Genomic DNA, 20,145 nt, shown 5'->3' with positions numbered 1-20,145 from the left:
GTAAGCCATTGACCGACGACTTAGCCGCGAGCACGCATAAAATCCCCCCAACGCCGTACCAGGTAGTTGTGTTCATCCATCACCGAATTCCACACCGCAATATGCCCCATGCGTTGCTCATAGGAACCGCCGTCGCGCACTTCACCGATATCGATCAACGGCAGGCCATCGCTGCCCGGCAGCTCCTCTCGCGCAGGCTTGCCGGCATACCAGTAATCCCACTCGGCGCGGCTCAGATGGTCTCGGCTACGCGCCGGGTTGCCGATGTAGTAACCCTGGCGCGCCATCACCGCACCGGGCCAGCCGGACAGCCACCAATTCAGGTAGGCATACGCGGCATCCAGCACCGGCCCCTTCGCATGGCGCGACAATGACAAACCACCAAACCAGGCGCGATAGCCTTCGCGTGGCACCGCCAGGCGGTATTTCACCCCGGCGCGGTGCAGGCGCATCAAGGTCGGCGACCACAGGCTCTGGATATCGATGCTGGGGCTGAGCATCAATTGCGCGGCCTCTTCGTCATCGGACCAGAACGCCGCGAAGTGCCCCTCCTTTTGTTTGCGCACGAGGATGTCGGCCAGTACATCGATCTCTTCGATGCTCATGTTGCCGATGTCCTTGAAGCTCGCCAGCCCCGCGCCCTGCACTGCCAGCGCCGCGTCCAGCGCACCGATCGCAGCGTCGCTTTGCAGGGCGGTACGTGCGCGCCAGGCCGGGTCGAGCAACCAGCCCCAGCTTTCATTGCCATGGCAAAAACCTTCGGGCAAGCGCTCAGGACGGTAGGCGAAACTGTCGGCGTTGTGGGTCAGGGGCAACATGCTGATGCGCTCGGTGACCGTGCTGCCGAGGCTGCCGTCGTGCTGCACGAACAGCCGCTCGCTGGGCACGCTGCCGCTGCCCAGGCGGTCATCGGGCGACAGGCGCCCGCGCTTGGGCAGGTCATTGATCTCGTGCCATAGCGCGATGCGTCGGGTGTCGATAGGCTGGATGGCCCGGGCCGGCCACACGAAGTCGACGTTGTGGAACCACTGGTCATACAGGTCGTAGCTGTCGGGTTGCATCACCGCGATGCGTTGCGCCTGCTCGACGTCGTGCACCTGGTAGACCAGGCGAATGCCCAGCTCCTCTTCGGCGCGTACCCGCAGGCATTCAAGCAGGGTGACCGACGTCCCGAGAACGCGGAGTGTGATCATGCAGCGAACCGCCGCGAGAACGCTTCAAACGAACGCTTGAGCAGCGCAGGCTCGAGGCCACGCAGGATAAACACCAGGCGTGATTGCCGGTCGCTGCCCGGCCATGCAGGCAAATGCACCGGCGCATGCAGGCAATGCTGCACGCCATGAATGACGATGGGGGCGTTACTGGCGTTCACGTTGAGCAGCCCTTTGACGCGGAGAATTCGTTCGCCGTGGCATCTTAACAGCATCGACAACCATACCCCGAAACCCACCCAATCAAGAGGCTGGTCGAAGGTCAGGCTGCAGACTTGCGCAGCGCCGTGGGTGGCCGTGGTGGTGTGATGCAGCTGCCAGCGGCTGACTTCCATGGCGGGCTCGGCACTGCGCAGGCCTTCGCCCAGCAGCAGTTGGTCGCCGCTGTGGATGTCATGGGTATTGAGGATCGGCGTACCGGCATTGAGCGCCTGTAAATGGGCGCGCAGTGCAGCGCAGTCACCCGCCAGATCAGTCTTGCTCAGCAGCAAACGGTCCGCCGCCGCTACCTGGGCCAGCCATTCCGGGTGCAGGCGTTCTTGCAGGACGGCATGGCTGGCGTCCACCAGGGTGATCACCAAGCCAATATGAAAACGCCCGCGCAACTGCACGTCGTTGTTCAGGGTGGCCAGGATCGGCGCCGGGTCGGCCAGGCCAGTGGTCTCCAGGATGACCCGCTTGAACGCCGGGATTTCACCGCGCTCACGGCGTTGAAACAAGGTCAACAACGCCTCTTTCAACTCGCCACGGATCGAGCAACACACACAGCCGCTGGGCAGCAGCACCGTATCCGGCGCCACTTCTTCCACCAGCAGGTGGTCGATGCCGACATCACCGAACTCGTTGATCAGCAACGCGGTGTCGCCCAGGCTTTCACCCTGCAGCAGGCGCTTGAGCAAGGTGGTCTTGCCGCTGCCAAGGAAGCCGGTGATGACGTTGAGGGCGATGCTCATCGGGCTGTCTCCAAGTGCTCCAACAAACGCGTATCGAGGGGATCCAGTGGCTGGCCGAGCATGTTTTCGGCGGCTTGCCAGAGTTGATCCAGACCGCTGGCCAGCGCCTGCTTGCCAGTGGCGCCGAGCAGCAGATAGGACGCGCCCTGGAAGTCTTCGACCTTGAGCCGGAACACCGCCAGCACCTGGTTGATCGCCGCGATCCGGCGCAGGCGTTCACGGCGCCGGGGTAACTCATCACCCAGGGGATCGCTCCAGTGCAGGTCCTCGCCGAGCAGTCCGCAGAGTCCGCACATGGCTACACCTCACTCATGGCATGACATCGCCGGAGTTCGGGCCCAGTGTCTGGCCAACGAACAAGTTGCCGCCGGGCTCGCTGGCCAGCAGCACCGCCACCGGCGCCACTTCATCGGCCAGGCCGAAACGGCCCAGCGGCAACTCCTTGGCCTTGGCGCGTTTCCATTCCTCACTGATACCGCCCACCAATGGCGTTTCAATCGGGCCCGGTGCGATGGCGTTGACCAGTACGTTGTCTTTTGCCACTTCCAGCGCCAGGGACTTGGTAAAGCCGATCACCCCAGCCTTGGCGGCGGCGTAGTGAGTCAACTCGGCGCCGCCTTTGATGCCCAGTTGCGAGGCGACATTGATGATCCGCCCCCAACGCTGCGCGAGCATGTGCGGCAAGGCGCGCTGGCTGGCGACGAACACACTGGTGAGGTCGACGCGCAGCATGTCGTTCCACATGTCGATGGTCAGGTCGACGCAACGCGCCTGGGTGAGCATGCCGGCATTGTTGACCAGGATATCGATACCGCCGAACTGCTCGACGCAACGGTCAACACTGGCCTGGGCGCCTTCGACGGTGCCGACGTCGGCCAGGCATTCGAACACCTCGGCGCCAAGGTTGCGGCAGGTGATCGCGGTTTCGGCGAGGCTGGCGGCGTTGCGGTCGGCCAGCACCAGGCGCGCGCCTTCGGCGGCGTAGGCACGGGCGATGGCAGCGCCGATGCCACTGCCGGCGCCGGTGATGACGGCGCGGCGGTGAGTGAGTTGAGGCATGTAAATTCTCCCGAGACAAACACGGTTCTAATGTGGGAGCTGGCTTGCCTGCGATGGCGGTGGGTCAGCCACACATGTATTCACTGATACACCGTTATCGCAGGCAAGCCAGCGCCCACATTTTTAAATGGGGTGCAGTCAGTCGGGCCAGCGTACGGTCAGGCCGCCGTCGATGACGATGCTCTGCCCGGTCAGGTAGCTCGACGCTTCACTGGTCAAAAACTGCACCAGCGACGCGACTTCATCCGCTCGCCCTACCCGCCCCAGCGGAATCGCGCGCGCCGCCTTGGCCAAACCTTCCGGCCCCAGCGAGTTCTTTGCATCCAGCGACTGCGGCGTTTCAATCAACCCTGGAATCACCGCATTGCAACGAATGCCCAGCGGCGCCAACTCCACCGCCAGAGACCGGCACAACCCCGGCACACCGGCCTTGGCCGCCGCGTAATGGCTGTGTTCCTGCCAGCCATACACGCCACCGGCAATCGACGAAATCGCGACCAGCGCGCCGCCTTCATGCATATGCCGGGTCGCCGCGCGGAAGGTGCGCATCACCCCCGTGAGGTCGACGTTGAGCATCTCGTCCCACAGCGCATCGGTCATTTCCAGCAACGGTGCGCGACGCAGCAGTCCGGCGTTGGCCACCGCATAATCCAGTCGCCCGAAATGCTGTATGGCTTGCGCGGCCAGTGCGTCGACCGAGGCAGTATCGCCCACGTCCAACGGCAGCATCAGGCATTCGCCACCAGCGGCTTCCACCAGGCTGACGGTGGTCTGCGGCTCATGGGGATCAGCCGGGTAATACCCGCCCACCACCGCCACGCGGTTGCGGGCATAGGCCACGGCGAGGGCTTGGCCGATGCCGCTGGCGGCACCGGTAATCAAGGCAACTTTACGGCTCATCACTCACTCCTTACTGAACGGTTTCCGGGCGCACATGGCGCGCGGCAAACATCAGCACGCCAGACAGGAAGCACGGCAATGCGCCAAACCACAGCGCGGCGGTTTGCCAGTCGCTGCCGGCGGACAACACTTGGGTCGCACCAAAACCTGCGACCACCGCGCCGATCGGGCCCATGGCATGGATGATCGCGCCCCCCGTGGCGCGAATGCTGGTAGGGAAACTCTCACTGATAAAGAACAGCGCTGCCGAGTACGGCCCGATCAGGAAGAACAGGCCCAGGCTGTAGAGCCCGACCACCATCGGCATATTGCTCGGGCCAAACAGCATCCCGGCAAACGCCAGGCCGCCAAGCATCCAGCCCAGGCCGATCACGTTGCGACGGCCGATCTTGTCGCCCATCCAGCCGTGGCTGAGGTAGCCGCAGTAGCCCACCAGGTTCGACAGCACGAGGATGATCAGCGAGTTCTCGAACGAGATGTGGTGCACGCTGACAATCACCGACGTCCCGAGCACGCTGAACACCTGGATAGCTGCCCAGTTAAGCAACAGTGCAGCGCCAATCACCAGGGTGGCGCGGCGCGCCGGGCCACGGAAGGCGGCCTTGAGACCGGCCTTGCTGTGTTCGTCATAGTCCACGCCGTAGGTCACGGCGACATTTTGTGCTTCAGTCACCGCGCCGCTTTTACGCAGCTGGCTGATGCGTTCATGGATCTGGAACTGCGGACTCTCCTTGAGCTTGCGCGCCATGATCGCAATCACCAGCGCCGGGATTGCAGCGAAGATGAAGCAGCCCTGCCAGCCAATGATCGGCAGCAGCAACGCGGTCAACCCGGCGGCGATCAACGCACCGACCGGCCAGCCGCCCTGCACCAGGCTGTAGATAAAGCCGCGACGCTTGGTCAACCGCGGGTCTTCCGAGGCGCCATACAGCTCGCTCAAATACGTCGCGTTGACGGTTTCCTCGGCATAGCCCAGGCCGCCCAGCGACCGGATCAGAATCAGCGGCGACTTGCCCCACGCGCCGCCGATTGCAGTCAGTGCCGAGCAGAGCGCGGAACCTGCCACGGTGAAGATAATGCCTTTGCGCCGCCCCAACTTATCGACGACGGGGCCGATGGCAAAGGCGACCACCGCCGTGCCCACCGCTACCCAGGTCGCGATTTCAGCTTGCTCCACTTCCCCCCAGCCAAAATGCCGGCCGATCTCCGGTAGCAAAGTGCCGAACAGGATGAAGTCATACACCGCGAACACCCAGGCGAAAAACGCGATCCAGGTGGCGAAACGTACTTCCTTGGACGTCAGTTGCCGGGGTTTCCAGCCAGTCAGGTCAAGCTTGTTATAGATGGACATAATCGCGCCTCAAGGGGGGAGCAAGGGTGGGTGTCAGGTACGCGGTTGGCGGCGGATAAAATCGTCGGCGATTTCGTCAAAGGTGACGAAGCGCACGCCGGCATGGCTCTGGATGTGTTCGATCAGCCGCTCAAGCATCAGCAGCACTTGCGGGCGGCCGGAAACATCGGGGTGGATGGTCATGGTGAACACCGCGTGTTCGTGCTCGCGGTAGACCCAATCGAACTGGTCGCGCCACATTTCTTCGAGGTGACGCGGGTTGACGAAGCCGTGGCTGTTGGGGGCCTTTTTGATGAACATCATCGGCGGCAGGTCGTCGAGGTACCAATTGGCCGGGATCTCCACCAGGTCGGTTTCTTCGCCGCGTACCAGTGGTTTCATCCAGATGTCGGGGTGCTGGCTGTAATCGATCTTGGTCCAGCTGTCACCCTTGCGCACGTAGTAGGGGTGGAAGTCGTTGTGCATCAGGCTGTGGTCGTACTTGATGCCTTTTTTCAGCAGCAGTTCGTTGGTGACCTTGCTGAATTCCCACCATGGCGCGACGTAGCCAGTGGGGCGTTTGCCGGTGACCTGGGTGATCAGCTCGATGGATTTATCGAGGACGATTTCTTCCTGCTCGGCGGTCATCGCGATGGGGTTTTCGTGGCTGTAGCCGTGCACGCCGATTTCGTGACCGGCGTCGGCCACCGCCTTCATCTGCTCGGGAAAGGTTTCCATCGAGTGGCCGGGGATGAACCAGGTGGTGCGCAGGCCATAGCGCTCGAACAATTTGAGCAGGCGCGGCGCACCGATTTCACCGGCAAACAAGCCGCGGGAAATGTCGTCCGGCGAGTCTTCACCGCCATAGGAACCGAGCCAGCCGGCGACGGCGTCAACGTCGACACCAAATGCACAAAGAATGTCTTTAGCCATGATGAATCTCCTTAAACGTTAAGTACGGTTTCGACGGACAACGCCGCGCGCAGCAGGCGTGCGTCTTCTCCCGCCGGGGCACTGAGCAGCAGCCCGGTGGACAGGCCCTGGGCATCGCGGCCGCTGGGCAGGGTCACGCCGGGCATGTCGAGCAGACTGCCGGGCATGGTCAGGCGCAGGGTGGCAAGGTTGGTTTTCACGAACAGGTCGTCGTCGGCTTCCAGCGGTGCCAATGCGGGCGCCACGTGGGCAACGGTTGGGGTGATGAGAATGGCGCCGTCGAGGTCATCGATCAGTTGCTGTTGCAGACGCCGACGCGCGTCGGTCAGGTGGATCAGTTGGCTGGCCGGCAGCGAACGCGCGGCTTCGAGGCGGCGGCGTACGCGAGGGTCGAGTTGTTCGGCGTCGCGGCTGTCGAGCAACCCTTGGTGCAGCGCGAAGGCTTCGAACGAGCCGAGCCAGCCGTGGTGGTTGATCAGGTCCAGGGTGGCCTGGAAGGTCGGGCATTCGCGCTCTTCGATCAGCGCACCTTGGGCCTTGAGTTGCTCGACTGCACGCAGCAGGTTGTTGCGCACAGCAGGCTCGACATCCTGTTGCGCCAATACGAAGCGTTGGCCCTTGAGGCTGCGGGCGTGGTGGGTTTGGGTGCGCCCATGCAGCAAATCGTCGATGGCCAAGGCGTCGCGTACACTGCGGGTCAGCGGGCCGAGGCTGTCGAGGGTGTGGGCCAGGGGGAATACGCCATCGCGGCTGTAGCGTCGGCTGCTGCTGCGATAACCGACCAGGCCGTTGAACGCCGACGGGATGCGGATCGACCCGGCGGTGTCGGTGCCCATGGCGATGGGAACGATCCCGGCCGCAACGGCCACTGCCGAACCGGACGACGAACCGCCAGGAATACGGGGTTGGTCAGTGCCATGGGGGTTGTGCGGCGTGCCGAAATGCGGGTTCAGGCCCAAGCCTGAGTAGGCCAATTCGCTGAGGTTGGTCTTGCCCACACTGACCATCCCGGCGCGACACAACAGGCCCACAGTGGGCGCGTCGAGCAAAGCGGCAGGCGCATTGCGGCGATAGGCGGCGCCAGCAGTGGTGGTGCTTCCAGCCACATCGAACAGGTCTTTCCAGGCCAGCGGCACGCCATCGAATACGCTCAAGGGCTGGCCGGCGCGCCAACGGGCGGCGGCGGCGGCGGCTTCACGGCGGGCGCGCTCGGTGGTCAGGCTGATGAATACTGACGGCACCTGGCTTGCCCTCTCGAGTGCCTGTTCGAGGGCTTGAACCGGATCGCTGCGACCGCTGGCAAAATCCTCGGCCATTGAAGTGGCGTCTGACATCAAGATGACCCTCAAAAAACGTACATATTAATAAAATGTACATTTTGCAAAGGCAGCTTTCGTGCCAGTCTCAAGTCAGGTGCTTTTGCACTGTGAGGGTTTTTCGCTGAGAGCAACGGGATAGATGGTTTTAATAGGCGCGAAAAAACCGCGTCTGAGCTAAGCGCAATGCTGCCAACGAAATAATGTACCTTTTATTAATAAGTACATTTTGGTGCAGAAAAGTAACATTCACAGTTTTCAGGCCCCAAAAAAGTGCCATCGACGTGGCCCAGAGTGACAGTGCAACTTATGAGAGAATCCCCGGCCACCGTCCTCCCTCCTTTAGAGAAATCGATGAAAGCAGTGTCCGCCTCGGCCTCTCGCTACGCGATGATTCACCAAGTGTTGCGTGACGCGATCGTCAACGGCACCGCTCGCCACGGCCTGGTTTTGCTGGAAGCGCCGTTGGCCGAACTGTTCGGTACCAGCCGTGTACCGGTGCGCAAGGCCCTGGACCTGCTGCACGCCGAAGGCCTGATCTGCCGCTTCAATGGCCGGGGTTACCTGATCAACCCTGAAGGCCTGGCAATGGAGCCGCTGCGCCTGCCTTTGAGCCACACACACTTGGGTCTTGATGGTAAGGATGAGCTGGTGGATACGCGGCCGCTGGGGGAACGTATCGTCGAGGAAATCGGCGCGGCGCTGTCCACCTGCATTGCCTTCGGCCATTACCGCCTGGATGAGCAAGCCGCCGCCGACCACTACGGCGTCAGCCGTGCAGTGGTGCGTGAAGCACTGATGCGCCTGCGCGATCGCGGCCTGGTGGAAAAGGAACCCTATTCCCAATGGCTGGCGGGGCCTTTGACGGCGCGGGAAGTCACCGAAGACTACGAACTGCGCGCCTGCCTGGAACCCGAAGCCCTGCGCCAGAGCGCGCCGAACCTCGATCGCGAGCTGCTTGAAGCCATGTTGCAACGCGTGCTGGCTGCCCAGGACAGCCCGCACTGCAGCCTTGAGGCCATCGAGCAGATCGAGGAAGACTTGCACCAGCACTGCCTGGCCGGCTTGCAGAATCGCAAGATCGCTGCACTGATTCGCCAGGGGCAGAGCCCGATGATCATCAGCCGGATTTTTTATCGATTGCTGGGGATCGGCGCCGATCCGGCGATGTTGGCCGAACATCGGTTGATTCTTGAGCTCTTGTTGCATGGTGCGGTGGATGCAGCGGCGCTGAATCTGCGTGAGCATCTTCAGCGGGCACGCCAGCGCATGTTGCAACGGCTGAAGGTGCTCTCAGTCCTGCCAGAACAACCCTTGCCGACGTACTTGCACAAAATCAGCTGACCGTACGCAATACAAAATGTGGGAGCTGGCTTGTCGAATCGTCGAACCGCTGCGATAGCGGCGCATCAGCCACATCTTCATCAACTGACACACCGCCATCGCAGGCAAGCCAGCTCCCACAGGGATACCACGGCGCTGTCGAGAATTTCATGCAATATGTTGCGATCTCGCCGCTGCCATTGAAACCACCGCCCCCCCGCCCCATCTAAGCACCATACTTCCTGATGCAGGTGCCCCATGAGCGACCAGCAAGAATTCCCTGATTACGACCTCAACGACTACGCCGATCCCGAAAACGCCGAGCACGCAGCGTCCTCCAACACCGGCCTGGCCCTACCCGGGCAAAACCTGCCGGACAAGGTCTACATCATCCCGATCCACAACCGGCCCTTCTTCCCGGCGCAAGTGTTGCCGGTGATCGTCAATGAAGAGCCGTGGGCCGAGACCCTGGAGCTGGTGAGCAAATCCGACCACCACTCCCTGGCCCTGTTCTTCATGGACACCCCGCCGGAAGACCCGCGCCACTTCGACACTTCCAGCCTGCCGCTGTACGGCACGCTGGTGAAGGTGCACCACGCCAGCCGCGAAAACGGCAAGCTGCAATTCGTGGCCCAGGGCCTGACCCGCGTGCGCATCAAGACCTGGCTCAAGCACCACCGCCCACCGTACCTGGTGGAAGTCGAATACCCGCACCAGCCCTCGGAGCCGACCGACGAGGTCAAGGCCTACGGCATGGCGCTGATCAATGCGATCAAGGAACTGCTGCCGCTTAACCCGCTGTACAGCGAAGAGTTGAAGAACTACCTCAACCGCTTCAGCCCCAACGACCCGTCGCCGCTCACCGACTTCGCCGCCGCGTTGACCTCGGCCACCGGCAACGAATTGCAGGAAGTGCTGGACTGCGTGCCCATGCTCAAGCGCATGGAAAAAGTGCTGCCGATGCTGCGCAAAGAAGTCGAAGTTGCGCGCCTGCAAAAAGAACTCTCCGCTGAAGTGAACCGCAAGATCGGCGAGCACCAGCGCGAGTTCTTCCTCAAGGAACAGCTCAAGGTCATCCAGCAGGAGCTGGGCTTGACCAAGGACGACCGCAGTGCGGATGTCGAGCAGTTCGAGCAACGCCTGGAAAGCAAAGTACTGCCGGCCCAGGCGAAAAAACGCATCGATGAAGAACTGAACAAACTGTCGATCCTCGAAACCGGCTCGCCGGAATACGCGGTGACACGCAATTACCTGGACTGGGCCACCTCGGTACCGTGGGGCGTGTTTGGCGAGGATAAACTCGACCTGAAACATGCGCGCAAGGTGCTGGACAAGCACCACGCAGGCCTGGATGACATCAAGAGTCGCATCCTCGAATTCCTCGCGGTGGGCGCCTATAAAGGCGAAGTCGCCGGTTCCATCGTGCTGCTGGTCGGCCCGCCGGGCGTGGGCAAGACCAGCGTTGGTAAATCCATCGCCGAGTCGCTGGGACGGCCCTTCTACCGCTTCAGCGTCGGCGGCATGCGCGACGAGGCCGAGATCAAGGGCCATCGCCGCACCTACATCGGCGCCATGCCCGGCAAGCTGGTGCAGGCGCTCAAAGATGTGGAAGTGATGAACCCGGTAATCATGCTCGACGAGATCGACAAGATGGGCCAGAGCTTCCAGGGCGACCCGGCGTCAGCGCTGTTGGAAACCCTCGACCCCGAGCAAAACGTCGAATTCCTCGACCACTACTTGGACCTGCGCCTGGACCTGTCCAAAGTGCTGTTCGTGTGCACCGCCAACACCCTGGACTCCATCCCTGGCCCGCTGCTGGACCGCATGGAAGTGATTCGCCTGTCGGGCTATATCACCGAAGAAAAAGTCGCCATTGCCAAGCGCCATCTGTGGCCCAAGCAGCTGCAAAAAGCCGGCGTGTCGAAAAACACCCTGACCATCAGCGACGGCGCGTTGCGCGCGTTGATCGACGGCTATGCCCGCGAAGCCGGTGTGCGCCAGCTGGAGAAACAGCTAGGCAAACTGGTGCGCAAGGCTGTGGTCAAGCTGCTGGATGAGCCGGATCTGGTGATCAAGATCGGCAACAAAGACCTGGAAAGCTCACTGGGTGTACCGGTGTTCCGCAATGAGCAGGTGCTGTCCGGCACCGGCGTGATCACCGGCCTGGCGTGGACCAGCATGGGCGGCGCGACGCTGCCGATTGAGGCGACACGTATCCATACGCTCAATCGCGGCTTCAAGCTCACCGGGCAGTTGGGTGAAGTGATGAAAGAATCGGCCGAAATTGCCTACAGCTACATCAGCTCGAACCTGAAGTCGTTTGGCGGTGATCCGAAATTCTTTGACGAAGCCTTCGTGCACTTGCACGTACCGGAAGGTGCCACGCCGAAAGACGGCCCGAGCGCCGGGGTGACCATGGCCAGTGCGCTGTTGTCGCTGGCACGTAACCAGCCGCCGAAAAAAGGCGTGGCCATGACCGGTGAGCTGACGTTGACCGGGCATGTACTGCCGATTGGCGGGGTGCGCGAAAAGGTGATTGCGGCGCGGCGTCAGAAGATTCATGAGCTGATCCTGCCGGAGCCAAATCGGGGCAGTTTTGAGGAGTTGCCGGAATACCTGAAGGAAGGGATGACGGTGCACTTTGCCAAGCGGTTTGCGGATGTGGCGAAGGTGCTTTTCTGACAGATCTGTAGTGAGCGGGCTTGCCCCGCGCTGGGTGGCGAAGCCGCCCCAACCCAGGCACCCAGTTTTTCCAGTTAAAACGAGGTGCACGGTTTTAGGGCGGCTTCGCCACCCAGCGCGGGGCAAGCCCGCTCACTACAACAAGTCAGGTCTAGCCCATCTGTCACACCTTGTCCCATCTTCGGTTATGCTCGCCCTTCGTCGCCAATCAACGGAGCCCTCATGACCGCTGCTCGCCTGCTTCTCCCCTTGAGCCTTGCCCTGCTGGCCGCCTGCGCCAGCGCCCCCAAGCAAAACGTCAGCGTGGACAACCAGAGCGCCTGCCCGCTTCAGCTTAAAACCGGACAAAACCTGATCCTCACCCTGCCGAGCAACCCCACCACGGGTTACCGCTGGGCCATCCAGGATTCCGCTGGCGGTGTGTTGCGCGCCTTGAGCCCTGAGGTCTACAGCAGCTCGGAATCCGGCGTGGTCGGCGGCGGTGGCCAGTCCACCTGGCGCTTCCAGGCCTTCGCGGCCGGCCAGGGGCGCTTGCGCCTGACCTCCCAGCAACCCTGGGAGCCGGAAGCCGAACCCGCCGAAACGTTCGACTGCGCCATCACGGTGAACTGATATGCCATGGCTGATTCTTGCGTTGATGGGCGCCGGCACTTTCATCTACGGATTGACCACCCATGCCACGTTGCTGTGCTTGCTGGTCAAGCCGCTGCCGGTCCTCGCGCTGTTGGGCTGGCTGCATGATGCGCCGCCCAGCGACTATCGACGCTGGATCAGCCTGGGGCTGATTTTTTCCCTGGTGGGCGATGTATTACTCGCCTGGCCAGGCGACCTGTTTATCTTTGGCCTGGGCGCGTTTCTGTTTGCACACTTGGCGTATCTGAAAGCTTATTTCAGCGACTGCCGCCGTCTTGCACTGCTGCCGCTGGTATTGGCGCTGGGCGTGGGCGCGGTCCTGCTGAGCATCCTGATCTCCCATGGCCTGGGCGACCTGCTGATTCCAGTGGTGGTTTATGCCCTGGTGATCAGTGCCATGCTCTGGCGTGCGTTGGCACGGCTGGGCAGTGACGTGCCGAAACGTTCGGCATGGCTGGCAGCGGCGGGTGCGGCGTCGTTTGTGTTTTCCGACACGCTGATAGGCATCAACCGGTTCGTGGTGACGTTTGAAGCCGCGCCGTATTTGTTGATCAGCACGTATTGGCTTGGCCAGTGGGGCATTACCGCCTCGGCTTTCCATCAGACAACCCGCGCACACGAGGGCCAACTTGGCTAAAATGCCGGGCTTTCCCCCTCGTCGCCGGAACAACCGTGAGCAAAGAACCCGATCGCCTATTCGCCCAGCCCCTGCCCCAGGTGCCGGACTTCGCCTTTAACGAGGACGTGGTGCGGGTGTTCCCGGACATGATCAAGCGCTCGGTGCCGGGTTATCCGACCATTGTCGAAAACCTCGGCGTGCTCGCGGCGCAGTTTGCCCAGCCGGGCAGCGTGCTGTACGACCTGGGCTCGTCCCTCGGTGCAGTGACCCAAGCCCTGCGCCGCCATGTACGCACGGACGGGTGCCGGGTGATTGCGGTGGATAACTCGGCGGCGATGGTGGAGCGCTGCCGCGAGTACCTCAATGGCCAGGATTCGATGTTCCAGGAGTTGCTGCCGGTCGAGGTCATCGAGGGCGATATTCTCGCGCTGCAATTCCAACCGGCCTCAGTGGTTGCACTCAACTTCACCCTGCAATTTATCGCACCGGATGAACGCCTGGCCTTGCTCTCGCGTATCCGCCAGTCGCTGCTGCCGGGCGGTGCGCTGATCCTCTCGGAAAAGCTGCGCTTCAATGACCTTGAAGAACACGCGCTACTCACCGACCTGCATATCGCGTTCAAACGCGCCAACGGCTACAGCGAACTGGAAATTTCCCAGAAGCGCAGCGCCATCGAAAACGTCATGAAGCCCGACAGCCTCGAAGAACACCGCGAACGCCTGCTGGCAGCGGGGTTCTCGAAAGTCGTGCCGTGGTTCCAGTGTCTTAACTTTGCCTCGTTGATTGCCCTGCCATGATTGATCTCTCCCCCCTTGCCCGCCACTTGGTGGGCACTCCTTTGGCCGTTTGGGCCCAGGGCCTGCAAGCGCAACTCGATAGCAAGATGGAGAAAGGTCATGGCGACCTGGAGCGTTGGCAGAGTGCGTTGGATGCCTTACCGAAAATCATGCCCAGCGAAGTCGATTTGCTGAATGACCTGACCCTCGACACTGACTGCGACGACGCTACCCGCGCGCAAATGCACACCGCGTTGATGGGCCTGAGCCCGTGGCGCAAAGGCCCGTTCCACCTGTTCGGCGTGCATGTCGATACCGAATGGCGTTCGGACTGGAAGTGGTCGCGGGTCGCACCGCACCTGGATCTGAAAGGCAAGCGCATCCTTGATGTCGGCTGCGGCAATGGCTACTACATGTGGCGCATGCTCGGCGCCGGCGCGGACAGCGTGATTGGGGTCGATCCGAACTGGTTGTTCTTCTGCCAGTTCCAGGCGGTGCAGCGTTACCTGTCCGAACCCAAAGCCTGGCACTTGCCGTTCCCGTTCGAAGACTTGCCGTCGAATCTGGAAGGGTTCGACACGGTGTTTTCCATGGGCGTGTTCTATCACCGCCGCTCGCCGATCGAGCACTTGTTGGCGCTGAAAGACACACTGGTCAAAGGCGGTGAACTGGTCCTGGAAACCTTGGTGGTGGAAGGCGATCAGCAGCAAGTGCTGGTGCCGGAAGACCGCTATGCGCAGATGCGTAACGTATGGTTCCTGCCGTCGATGCCGGCGTTGATGCTGTGGCTGCGCCGTGCTGGGTTCAGCGATGTGCGCTGTGTGGATGTGAGCGTGACCACGGTTGAAGAACAGCGCGGGACCGAGTGGATGAAGTTTCAGTCGCTGAGTGATTTTCTTGATCCGGAGGATCACAGCAAGACGATTGAAGGTTTGCCGGCGCCGATGCGCGCGGTGATCATCGCCAAGAAGTAACCTTCAATCTGCCTGCCAAGTGGAGATCAAAAATGTGGGAGCGGGCTTGGCCCGCCGGGCCTTGAAGAACTCACTCAGCACCGTCCCGCATTCTTCAGCCAACACCCCACCTTCAAACAACACCCGGTGATTCAGAAATCCCTGGGTAAAAAACTGCCCCTGGCTTTGCACAATCCCCGCCTTGGGCTCCAGCGCGCCATACACCACCCGCGCAACACGCGAATGCACGATCACGCCGGCGCACATGCTGCACGGTTCCAGCGTCACATACAGCGTGCTGCCGACCAGGCGGTAGTTGCTGATCGCTTGCGCGGCGGCGCGGATGGCGACCATTTCAGCATGCGCGCTGGGGTCATTGCCGCTGATCGGGCAGTTGAAGCCACGGCCGATGATCTCGCCATCTTGTACGAGCACTGCGCCGACGGGCACTTCGCCGAGTGCAGCGCCCTGGGCAGCAAGGGCCAGGGCTTCACGCATGAAGTCCTGGTCGCGGCTGCGGTCGATGATCGCCGCTGGGCGAAACTGGCGCATCACGCCACCTCGATGGCGGCCATCAGGCCGGTTTCCATGTGGTCGATCACATGGCAATGGAACATCCACACCCCCGGGTTATCCGCCACCAAGGCCACGCGGGCGCGTTCGTTTTTGCCCAACAAGTAGGTGTCGGTGAAGTACGGGATCACCTTGTGGCGGTTCGAGGCGATCACCTTGAAGCTCATGCCATGCAGGTGGATCGGATGCTGGTACTGGGTCATGTTCTTCAATTCGAAAATGTAGCTCTTGCCCTTTTCCAGCTTGGCAATCGGGCGGTCGGCACAGGTTTTGTCTGTGATGTCCCACGCCTTGCCGTTGATCTGCCACAGGCTTGGTGGCTTGCCATCATCGACTGAAACGCTGCCAACCCATTCGAAATTGAAGTTGAGTTTCTCCGCATTGGCCAGGTCCGGTTCGCTGATCGGGTTGGCGGGCAACGCGGGCGGCCACTCACTCGGCGCATCGGAGTTGGCCACCGAACGAAACGTACCGAGGCGCACCGGGCCGTTGCGGATCGACAGTTCTTCACCGGCAGGCGGTGCCTTGATCGCCAGGCAAATGCGCATGCCGGGGCCCAACCAGTATTCCTTGCCCAGCGGGCGTGGCTCGATAGGGTTGCCGTCCAGCGCGTAGATCTGCGCTTCAACGTCTGGAATATTGATGCGATAGGTCAAGGTGTTGTCGAGGTTGAGCAGGCGCACACGGGTGATCTGCCCCGCAGGCAAATCGATGACCGCCTGGGACACGCCATTGATCGTCGACAAACGCCCCGCGGTGCCGCCACGCGCCGCTTCACGCGGGATGCTGAAGGCCACGAAAGCGCCCTCTTCGTCCACATGCCAGCTTTTCAGGCTCAGGGTGCGTTCGTGTTTGAAACCGGTAGGCTCGCGTTCTTCGATGATCAGCGGGCCGACCAGGCCACGGCCCAGTTCTTCACTGCTGTTCACATGGGGGTGATACCAGTAGCTGCCGGCGTCCGGCACGCGGAATTTGTAATCGAAATATTCACCGGGCAGTACCGGCAATTGCGAGACGTAGGGCACGCCGTCCATTTCCAACGGCAGGCGGATGCCATGCCAGTGGATGGTGGTGGCGACGGGCAGATGGTTGATAAAGCGCACCCGCAGCCACTCACCCTGGCGCACGCGCAACTCGGTGCCCGGCGCTGAGGGGCCGAATGCCCAGGCTTCGGTCTTGTGGCCCGGTACCAACTCGACGTCCAAGGGTGCCGCGATCAGTTCGTAATCGTGCCCGGCCTCAGCCTCGGCGACTTTCCCCAGCCAGTAGCGGTAGGCGCCACCGGCCCCCACACCCACTACGGCCAGGCCTGCAAGACCACCCAGGATTTGTCGACGGGAAAAGGATCGGGACACAACAACCTCACGTATCTGCCGCAGAGCCAGGGCCTGCAAAGGGCAGATACGATACACCTGCACCGGCTGTAGGAGCGAGCTTGCTCGCGAAAAACTCGAAGGCCCCCCGGACATTCAGGCAACCCACGTCATCGTTGAAGTTTTTCGCGAGCAAGCTCGCTCCTACAGTGTCAGCGTTTCATTGTGGCGGCCGCCAGGATCAGCGCTTTCATCTCGGCCACGGCACCTTTGAAACCGACGAACAACGCGTGCGCCACCAAGGCGTGGCCGATGTTCAGCTCGTTGATGCCCTTGATCGCAGCCACGGCCTCGACGTTATGGTAGTGCAAACCGTGGCCGGCGTTGACGATCAGGCCTTCCTTGAGGCCGCAGTTCACACCGTCAATGATGCGTTGCAGTTCGTCGGCGACTTCGGTCGGTGTGGTAGCGTCGGCGTAACGGCCGGTGTGCAGTTCGATGGCCGGCGCACCGACACGGCGCGAGGCTTCGATCTGGCGCTCGTCGGCGTCGATGAACAGCGAGACTTCGCTGCCGATCTTCGACAAGCGCTCTACCGCAGCCTTGATCCTTGCCTCCTGGCCCGCCACGTCGAGGCCGCCTTCGGTGGTCAGTTCCTGACGAGTCTCCGGGACCAGGCAGATGTGCGCCGGGCGGATGCGCTCGGCGAACTGCATCATTTCTTCGGTGACGCCCATCTCGAAGTTCATGCGGGTTTGCAGCACGTCCTTGAGCACCAGCACGTCGCGCTCCTGGATATGGCGGCGGTCTTCACGCAGGTGCACGGTGATGCCGTCGGCGCCCGCTTCTTCGGCGTCCAGCGCGGCCTTGACCGGGTCAGGGTAACGGGTGCCCCGGGCCTGGCGCAGGGTGGCGACGTGGTCGATGTTGACGCCAAGAAGAATGCGATTGCTGGTGGTCACGGAAGCGCTCCTGAATAGGGAAAGAAACGCTGCACAGCATACACGGGGTTGTCAGGGCTTTCGAAACAACTCGCGGCTGACCAGCGGCCGCCCGCCCAGGTGCACGGCCAGTGCTTGGCGCATCAGGCGCTTGGCGGCGGACAAAGCACCCGGGGCGCTCCAATCGGCTTCGCTCATCGCCAGCAACTCGGTGCCCTGGAACAGGCCAGGTTGCAGCAGGTACACGCGCTCAAGGCCGGCATCGACTTGCAGGCGATACATGCCGTCGGCGGCGATGGGGTCGCCGTGCAGGTCGTTGGCGAGTTCGAAGCCGTAGCCCAGGTCGTCGAGCAGGCGCCATTCAAAAGCGCGCAGCAGCGGCTCCAGCGGGCGGCCTTCGGCGAGGGCGATCAAGGTGGCGGCGTAGTGATCGAAGACGCTCGGGTGCGGGTCTTCGGCGGGCAGTAGGCGGATCAGCAGTTCGTTGAGGTAGAGGCCGCTGAACAACGCATCACCGTTGAGCCAGGCCGACGTACCGACGCTCTCGAGCCGCCCAACGTTTTTCAGCTCGCCCTTGCCGCGAAATTCCACGTCCAGCGCCACGAATGGCCTTGCCAGCGTGCCGGCCTTGCCACGCGCGCTGCGCAATACCGCGCGCAGGCGACCTTGAGGCGTGAGAAAGTCCACCAGGGCGCTGGTCTCGCGGTAGGCACGGCTGTGCAGGACGTAGGCGAGTTGGCTGGGGGGTGGGGATTGGGACATGGAAGTCTCTTCGCAGAACTTAAGAACAGCGACAAACCAATGTGGGAGCTGGCTTGCCTGCGATGCAGGCACCTCGGTTTTTCAATTGCACCGAGGTGATGCTATCGCAGGCAAGCCAGCTCCCACACAAGCCCGCTCCCACAAAGGTATGCGGTGTTTACAGGTCGCCGTAGCCCAGCGAGCGCAGTGCACGCTCATCATCGGACCAACCACCCTTAACCTTCACCCACAGGTTGAGCATGATCTTGGAATCGAACAACAACTCCATGTCCTTGCGCGCTTCGGTGCCGATGCGCTTGATGCGCTCGCCCTTGTCGCCAATGATGATTTTCTTCTGGCCGTCACGTTCGACGAGGATCAGCGCATGGATGTGCAAGGTCTTGCCCTGCTGCTTGAACTCTTCGATTTCGACGGTGATCTGGTACGGCAGCTCGGCCCCCATCTGGCGCATTATTTTCTCGCGGACCAGTTCGGCGGCGAGGAAACGGCTGCTGCGGTCGGTGATCTGGTCTTCCGGGAAGAAGTGCTCGTTCTCCGGCAGGTAGCCGGCGATCACGCGTTCCAGGGCTTCGAGGTTATGCCCGTGCTGGGCCGAGATCGGCATGATCTGGGCGTTCGGCAGTTGTTCCTGCAGCCAGCTCAGGTGCGGCATCAGTTCGGCTTTGTCTTCGATACGGTCGGTCTTGTTCAGCGCGACGATCAAGGGGCCGGTTACGTATTGCACACGCTCGAGGACCATCTGGTCTTCATCAGTCCACTTGGTGCGGTCGACCACGAAGATCACCACGTCGACGTCTTTCAACGCCGCCGAAGCGGTTTTGTTCATGTAGCGGTTAAGCGCTTTCTCGCCGCCTTTGTGCATGCCCGGGGTGTCGACGTAAACCGCTTGTACGTTGCCTTCGGTCTTGATGCCCAGCATGTTGTGGCGAGTCGTCTGCGGCTTGCGCGAGGTGATCGCGAGCTTCTGGCCGAGGATGTGGTTGAGCAGCGTGGACTTGCCCACGTTGGGGCGGCCAACGATGGCAACATAGCCACAGCGTGTTGCGGTTGAATCAGTCATGGCCATTCTCCACGCCCAGGGCAATCAGTGCTGCAGCGGCCGCTACCTGTTCGGCAATACGACGGCTCACACCCTGACCTCGGCTTTTTTCATTCAGTAAGGTGATTTCACATTCCACGAAGAACACGCGGCAATGCGGCTCACCCTGGATATCCACCACTTCGTAACGTGGCAGTTCGCAACCACGGGACTGCAGGTATTCCTGCAGGCGGGTCTTGGGATCTTTGTTGGTGTCGACCAGCGTCAGGCTTTCGATTTCCGAGGCCAGCCAGGCGACCACGCGCTCCTTGGCTGTCTCCATACCTGCATCGAGGTAGATCGCACCGATCAACGCTTCCAGGGCATCCGCCAGGATCGACTCGCGACGGAAGCCACCGCTTTTCAATTCACCGGAACCCAGTCGCAGGTATTCGCCCAGGCCGAAACCACGGGCCAGCACGGCCAGGGTCTCGCCTTTCACAAGGCGTGCACGCAAGCGCGACAGCTGGCCTTCGCGCGCTTGAGGGAAACGTTCGAAGAGCGCCTCACCGGCGGCAAAGTTAAGGATGGCATCACCGAGGAATTCCAGGCGCTCGTTGTTGCGCCCAGCAAAGCTGCGGTGTGTGAGGGCAAGGACCATCAATTCCTGGTCCTTGAAGGTGTAGCCGAGCTGGCGCTCGAGACGACTTAAAGAAACGCTCACGGTTTACCCATATCTGTTTGGTGGCACCGGCGGCCATCGACGATTGACGCAGTGTTCAAATTCAAATCCTGGTTGGTGCTGCATGGGGCCGGGCAAATAATTGTCCCAGCCCCAGAAAAGCATTCG

General features: G+C 61.8%; 20 protein-coding genes. 6 read left to right on the top strand and 14 right to left on the bottom strand.

The window, feature by feature from the left end:
- Positions 1-20: 20 nt before the first annotated feature.
- From HU722_RS06610 to HU722_RS06575, 8 genes are all read right to left on the bottom strand, one after another.
- Positions 21-1,193, bottom strand: a complete 1,173-nt coding sequence (locus HU722_RS06610) for an ABC transporter substrate-binding protein (RefSeq protein ID WP_065872566.1) — start codon at positions 1,191-1,193, stop codon at positions 21-23.
- Positions 1,190-2,164, bottom strand: coding sequence for a CobW family GTP-binding protein (locus tag HU722_RS06605; protein ID WP_065872567.1), 975 nt, complete (start codon positions 2,162-2,164; stop codon positions 1,190-1,192). The genes HU722_RS06610 and HU722_RS06605 overlap by 4 nt, the downstream gene beginning before the upstream one ends.
- The gene (locus HU722_RS06600; protein ID WP_186752324.1) at positions 2,161-2,460 is read right to left on the bottom strand and encodes a hypothetical protein; all 300 of its coding nucleotides are present in this window, start codon (positions 2,458-2,460) and stop codon (positions 2,161-2,163) included. The genes HU722_RS06605 and HU722_RS06600 overlap by 4 nt, the downstream gene beginning before the upstream one ends.
- Before the next feature lie 13 nt (positions 2,461-2,473).
- Positions 2,474-3,223: an SDR family NAD(P)-dependent oxidoreductase gene (locus tag HU722_RS06595; protein ID WP_065880122.1), complete on the bottom strand. Its 750-nt coding sequence runs from the start codon at positions 3,221-3,223 to the stop codon at positions 2,474-2,476.
- A 138-nt stretch (positions 3,224-3,361) separates the two neighbouring features.
- A complete protein-coding gene (locus HU722_RS06590; RefSeq protein ID WP_065890461.1) occupies positions 3,362-4,123 on the bottom strand; it encodes an SDR family NAD(P)-dependent oxidoreductase in 762 nt (253 codons plus the stop codon).
- Between the two features lie 10 nt (positions 4,124-4,133).
- Complete coding sequence (locus HU722_RS06585) at positions 4,134-5,474, bottom strand: MFS transporter (protein WP_049709816.1); 1,341 nt, start codon at positions 5,472-5,474, stop codon at positions 4,134-4,136.
- Positions 5,475-5,507: 33 nt separating this feature from the next.
- Positions 5,508-6,386: a polysaccharide deacetylase family protein gene (locus HU722_RS06580; protein ID WP_065880124.1), complete on the bottom strand. Its 879-nt coding sequence runs from the start codon at positions 6,384-6,386 to the stop codon at positions 5,508-5,510.
- Between the two features lie 11 nt (positions 6,387-6,397).
- Entirely contained in the window at positions 6,398-7,720 is a 1,323-nt protein-coding gene (locus HU722_RS06575) for an amidase (protein WP_065890462.1), read from the bottom strand.
- 336 nt (positions 7,721-8,056) lie between these two features.
- Here HU722_RS06575 and HU722_RS06570 point away from each other — a divergent pair, with 336 nt between their 5' ends.
- From HU722_RS06570 to cmoB, 6 genes are all read left to right on the top strand, one after another.
- Positions 8,057-9,046, top strand: coding sequence for a GntR family transcriptional regulator (locus HU722_RS06570; protein WP_065879562.1), 990 nt, complete (start codon positions 8,057-8,059; stop codon positions 9,044-9,046).
- A gap of 237 nt (positions 9,047-9,283) precedes the next feature.
- Positions 9,284-11,707, top strand: coding sequence for an endopeptidase La (gene lon / locus HU722_RS06565; RefSeq protein WP_065871758.1), 2,424 nt, complete (start codon positions 9,284-9,286; stop codon positions 11,705-11,707).
- Between the two features lie 222 nt (positions 11,708-11,929).
- Positions 11,930-12,319 carry a protease inhibitor I42 family protein gene (locus tag HU722_RS06560; protein ID WP_065871757.1) on the top strand — a complete coding sequence of 130 codons (390 nt, stop codon included), beginning with the start codon at positions 11,930-11,932 and terminating at the stop codon, positions 12,317-12,319.
- Between the two features lies 1 nt (position 12,320).
- Positions 12,321-12,977, top strand: coding sequence for a lysoplasmalogenase (locus HU722_RS06555; RefSeq protein WP_065871756.1), 657 nt, complete (start codon positions 12,321-12,323; stop codon positions 12,975-12,977).
- A 35-nt stretch (positions 12,978-13,012) separates the two neighbouring features.
- Entirely contained in the window at positions 13,013-13,756 is a 744-nt protein-coding gene (gene cmoA, locus HU722_RS06550) for a carboxy-S-adenosyl-L-methionine synthase CmoA (RefSeq protein WP_065871755.1), read from the top strand.
- Complete coding sequence (gene cmoB / locus HU722_RS06545; protein ID WP_186752325.1) at positions 13,753-14,709, top strand: tRNA 5-methoxyuridine(34)/uridine 5-oxyacetic acid(34) synthase CmoB; 957 nt, start codon at positions 13,753-13,755, stop codon at positions 14,707-14,709. The genes cmoA and cmoB overlap by 4 nt, the downstream gene beginning before the upstream one ends.
- A gap of 3 nt (positions 14,710-14,712) precedes the next feature.
- On the opposite strand, the gene tadA is transcribed toward cmoB, so the two are convergent.
- The 6 genes from tadA to rnc form a co-directional block, all read right to left on the bottom strand.
- A complete protein-coding gene (tadA, locus tag HU722_RS06540) occupies positions 14,713-15,240 on the bottom strand; it encodes a tRNA adenosine(34) deaminase TadA (RefSeq protein ID WP_186752326.1) in 528 nt (175 codons plus the stop codon).
- Positions 15,240-16,616 (bottom strand): multicopper oxidase family protein, encoded by a 1,377-nt coding sequence (locus HU722_RS06535; protein WP_139113170.1) that lies wholly within the window; start codon positions 16,614-16,616, stop codon positions 15,240-15,242. The genes tadA and HU722_RS06535 overlap by 1 nt, the downstream gene beginning before the upstream one ends.
- Before the next feature lie 170 nt (positions 16,617-16,786).
- A complete protein-coding gene (pdxJ, locus tag HU722_RS06530; protein WP_065871751.1) occupies positions 16,787-17,536 on the bottom strand; it encodes a pyridoxine 5'-phosphate synthase in 750 nt (249 codons plus the stop codon).
- A gap of 51 nt (positions 17,537-17,587) precedes the next feature.
- Positions 17,588-18,277: a DNA repair protein RecO gene (gene recO / locus HU722_RS06525; protein WP_065871750.1), complete on the bottom strand. Its 690-nt coding sequence runs from the start codon at positions 18,275-18,277 to the stop codon at positions 17,588-17,590.
- A gap of 157 nt (positions 18,278-18,434) precedes the next feature.
- Positions 18,435-19,337, bottom strand: a complete 903-nt coding sequence (era, locus tag HU722_RS06520; RefSeq protein WP_029297473.1) for a GTPase Era — start codon at positions 19,335-19,337, stop codon at positions 18,435-18,437.
- Positions 19,330-20,019, bottom strand: a complete 690-nt coding sequence (rnc, locus tag HU722_RS06515; RefSeq protein ID WP_017136295.1) for a ribonuclease III — start codon at positions 20,017-20,019, stop codon at positions 19,330-19,332. The genes era and rnc overlap by 8 nt, the downstream gene beginning before the upstream one ends.
- Positions 20,020-20,145 lie beyond the last annotated feature (126 nt).

The organism is Pseudomonas tritici, assembly GCF_014268275.3.
Classification (GTDB): Bacteria; Pseudomonadota; Gammaproteobacteria; order Pseudomonadales; family Pseudomonadaceae; genus Aquipseudomonas; species Aquipseudomonas tritici.
The sequence above is the reverse complement of the archived record's forward strand: the minus strand, read 5'-3'. Positions and strand labels throughout refer to the sequence as shown.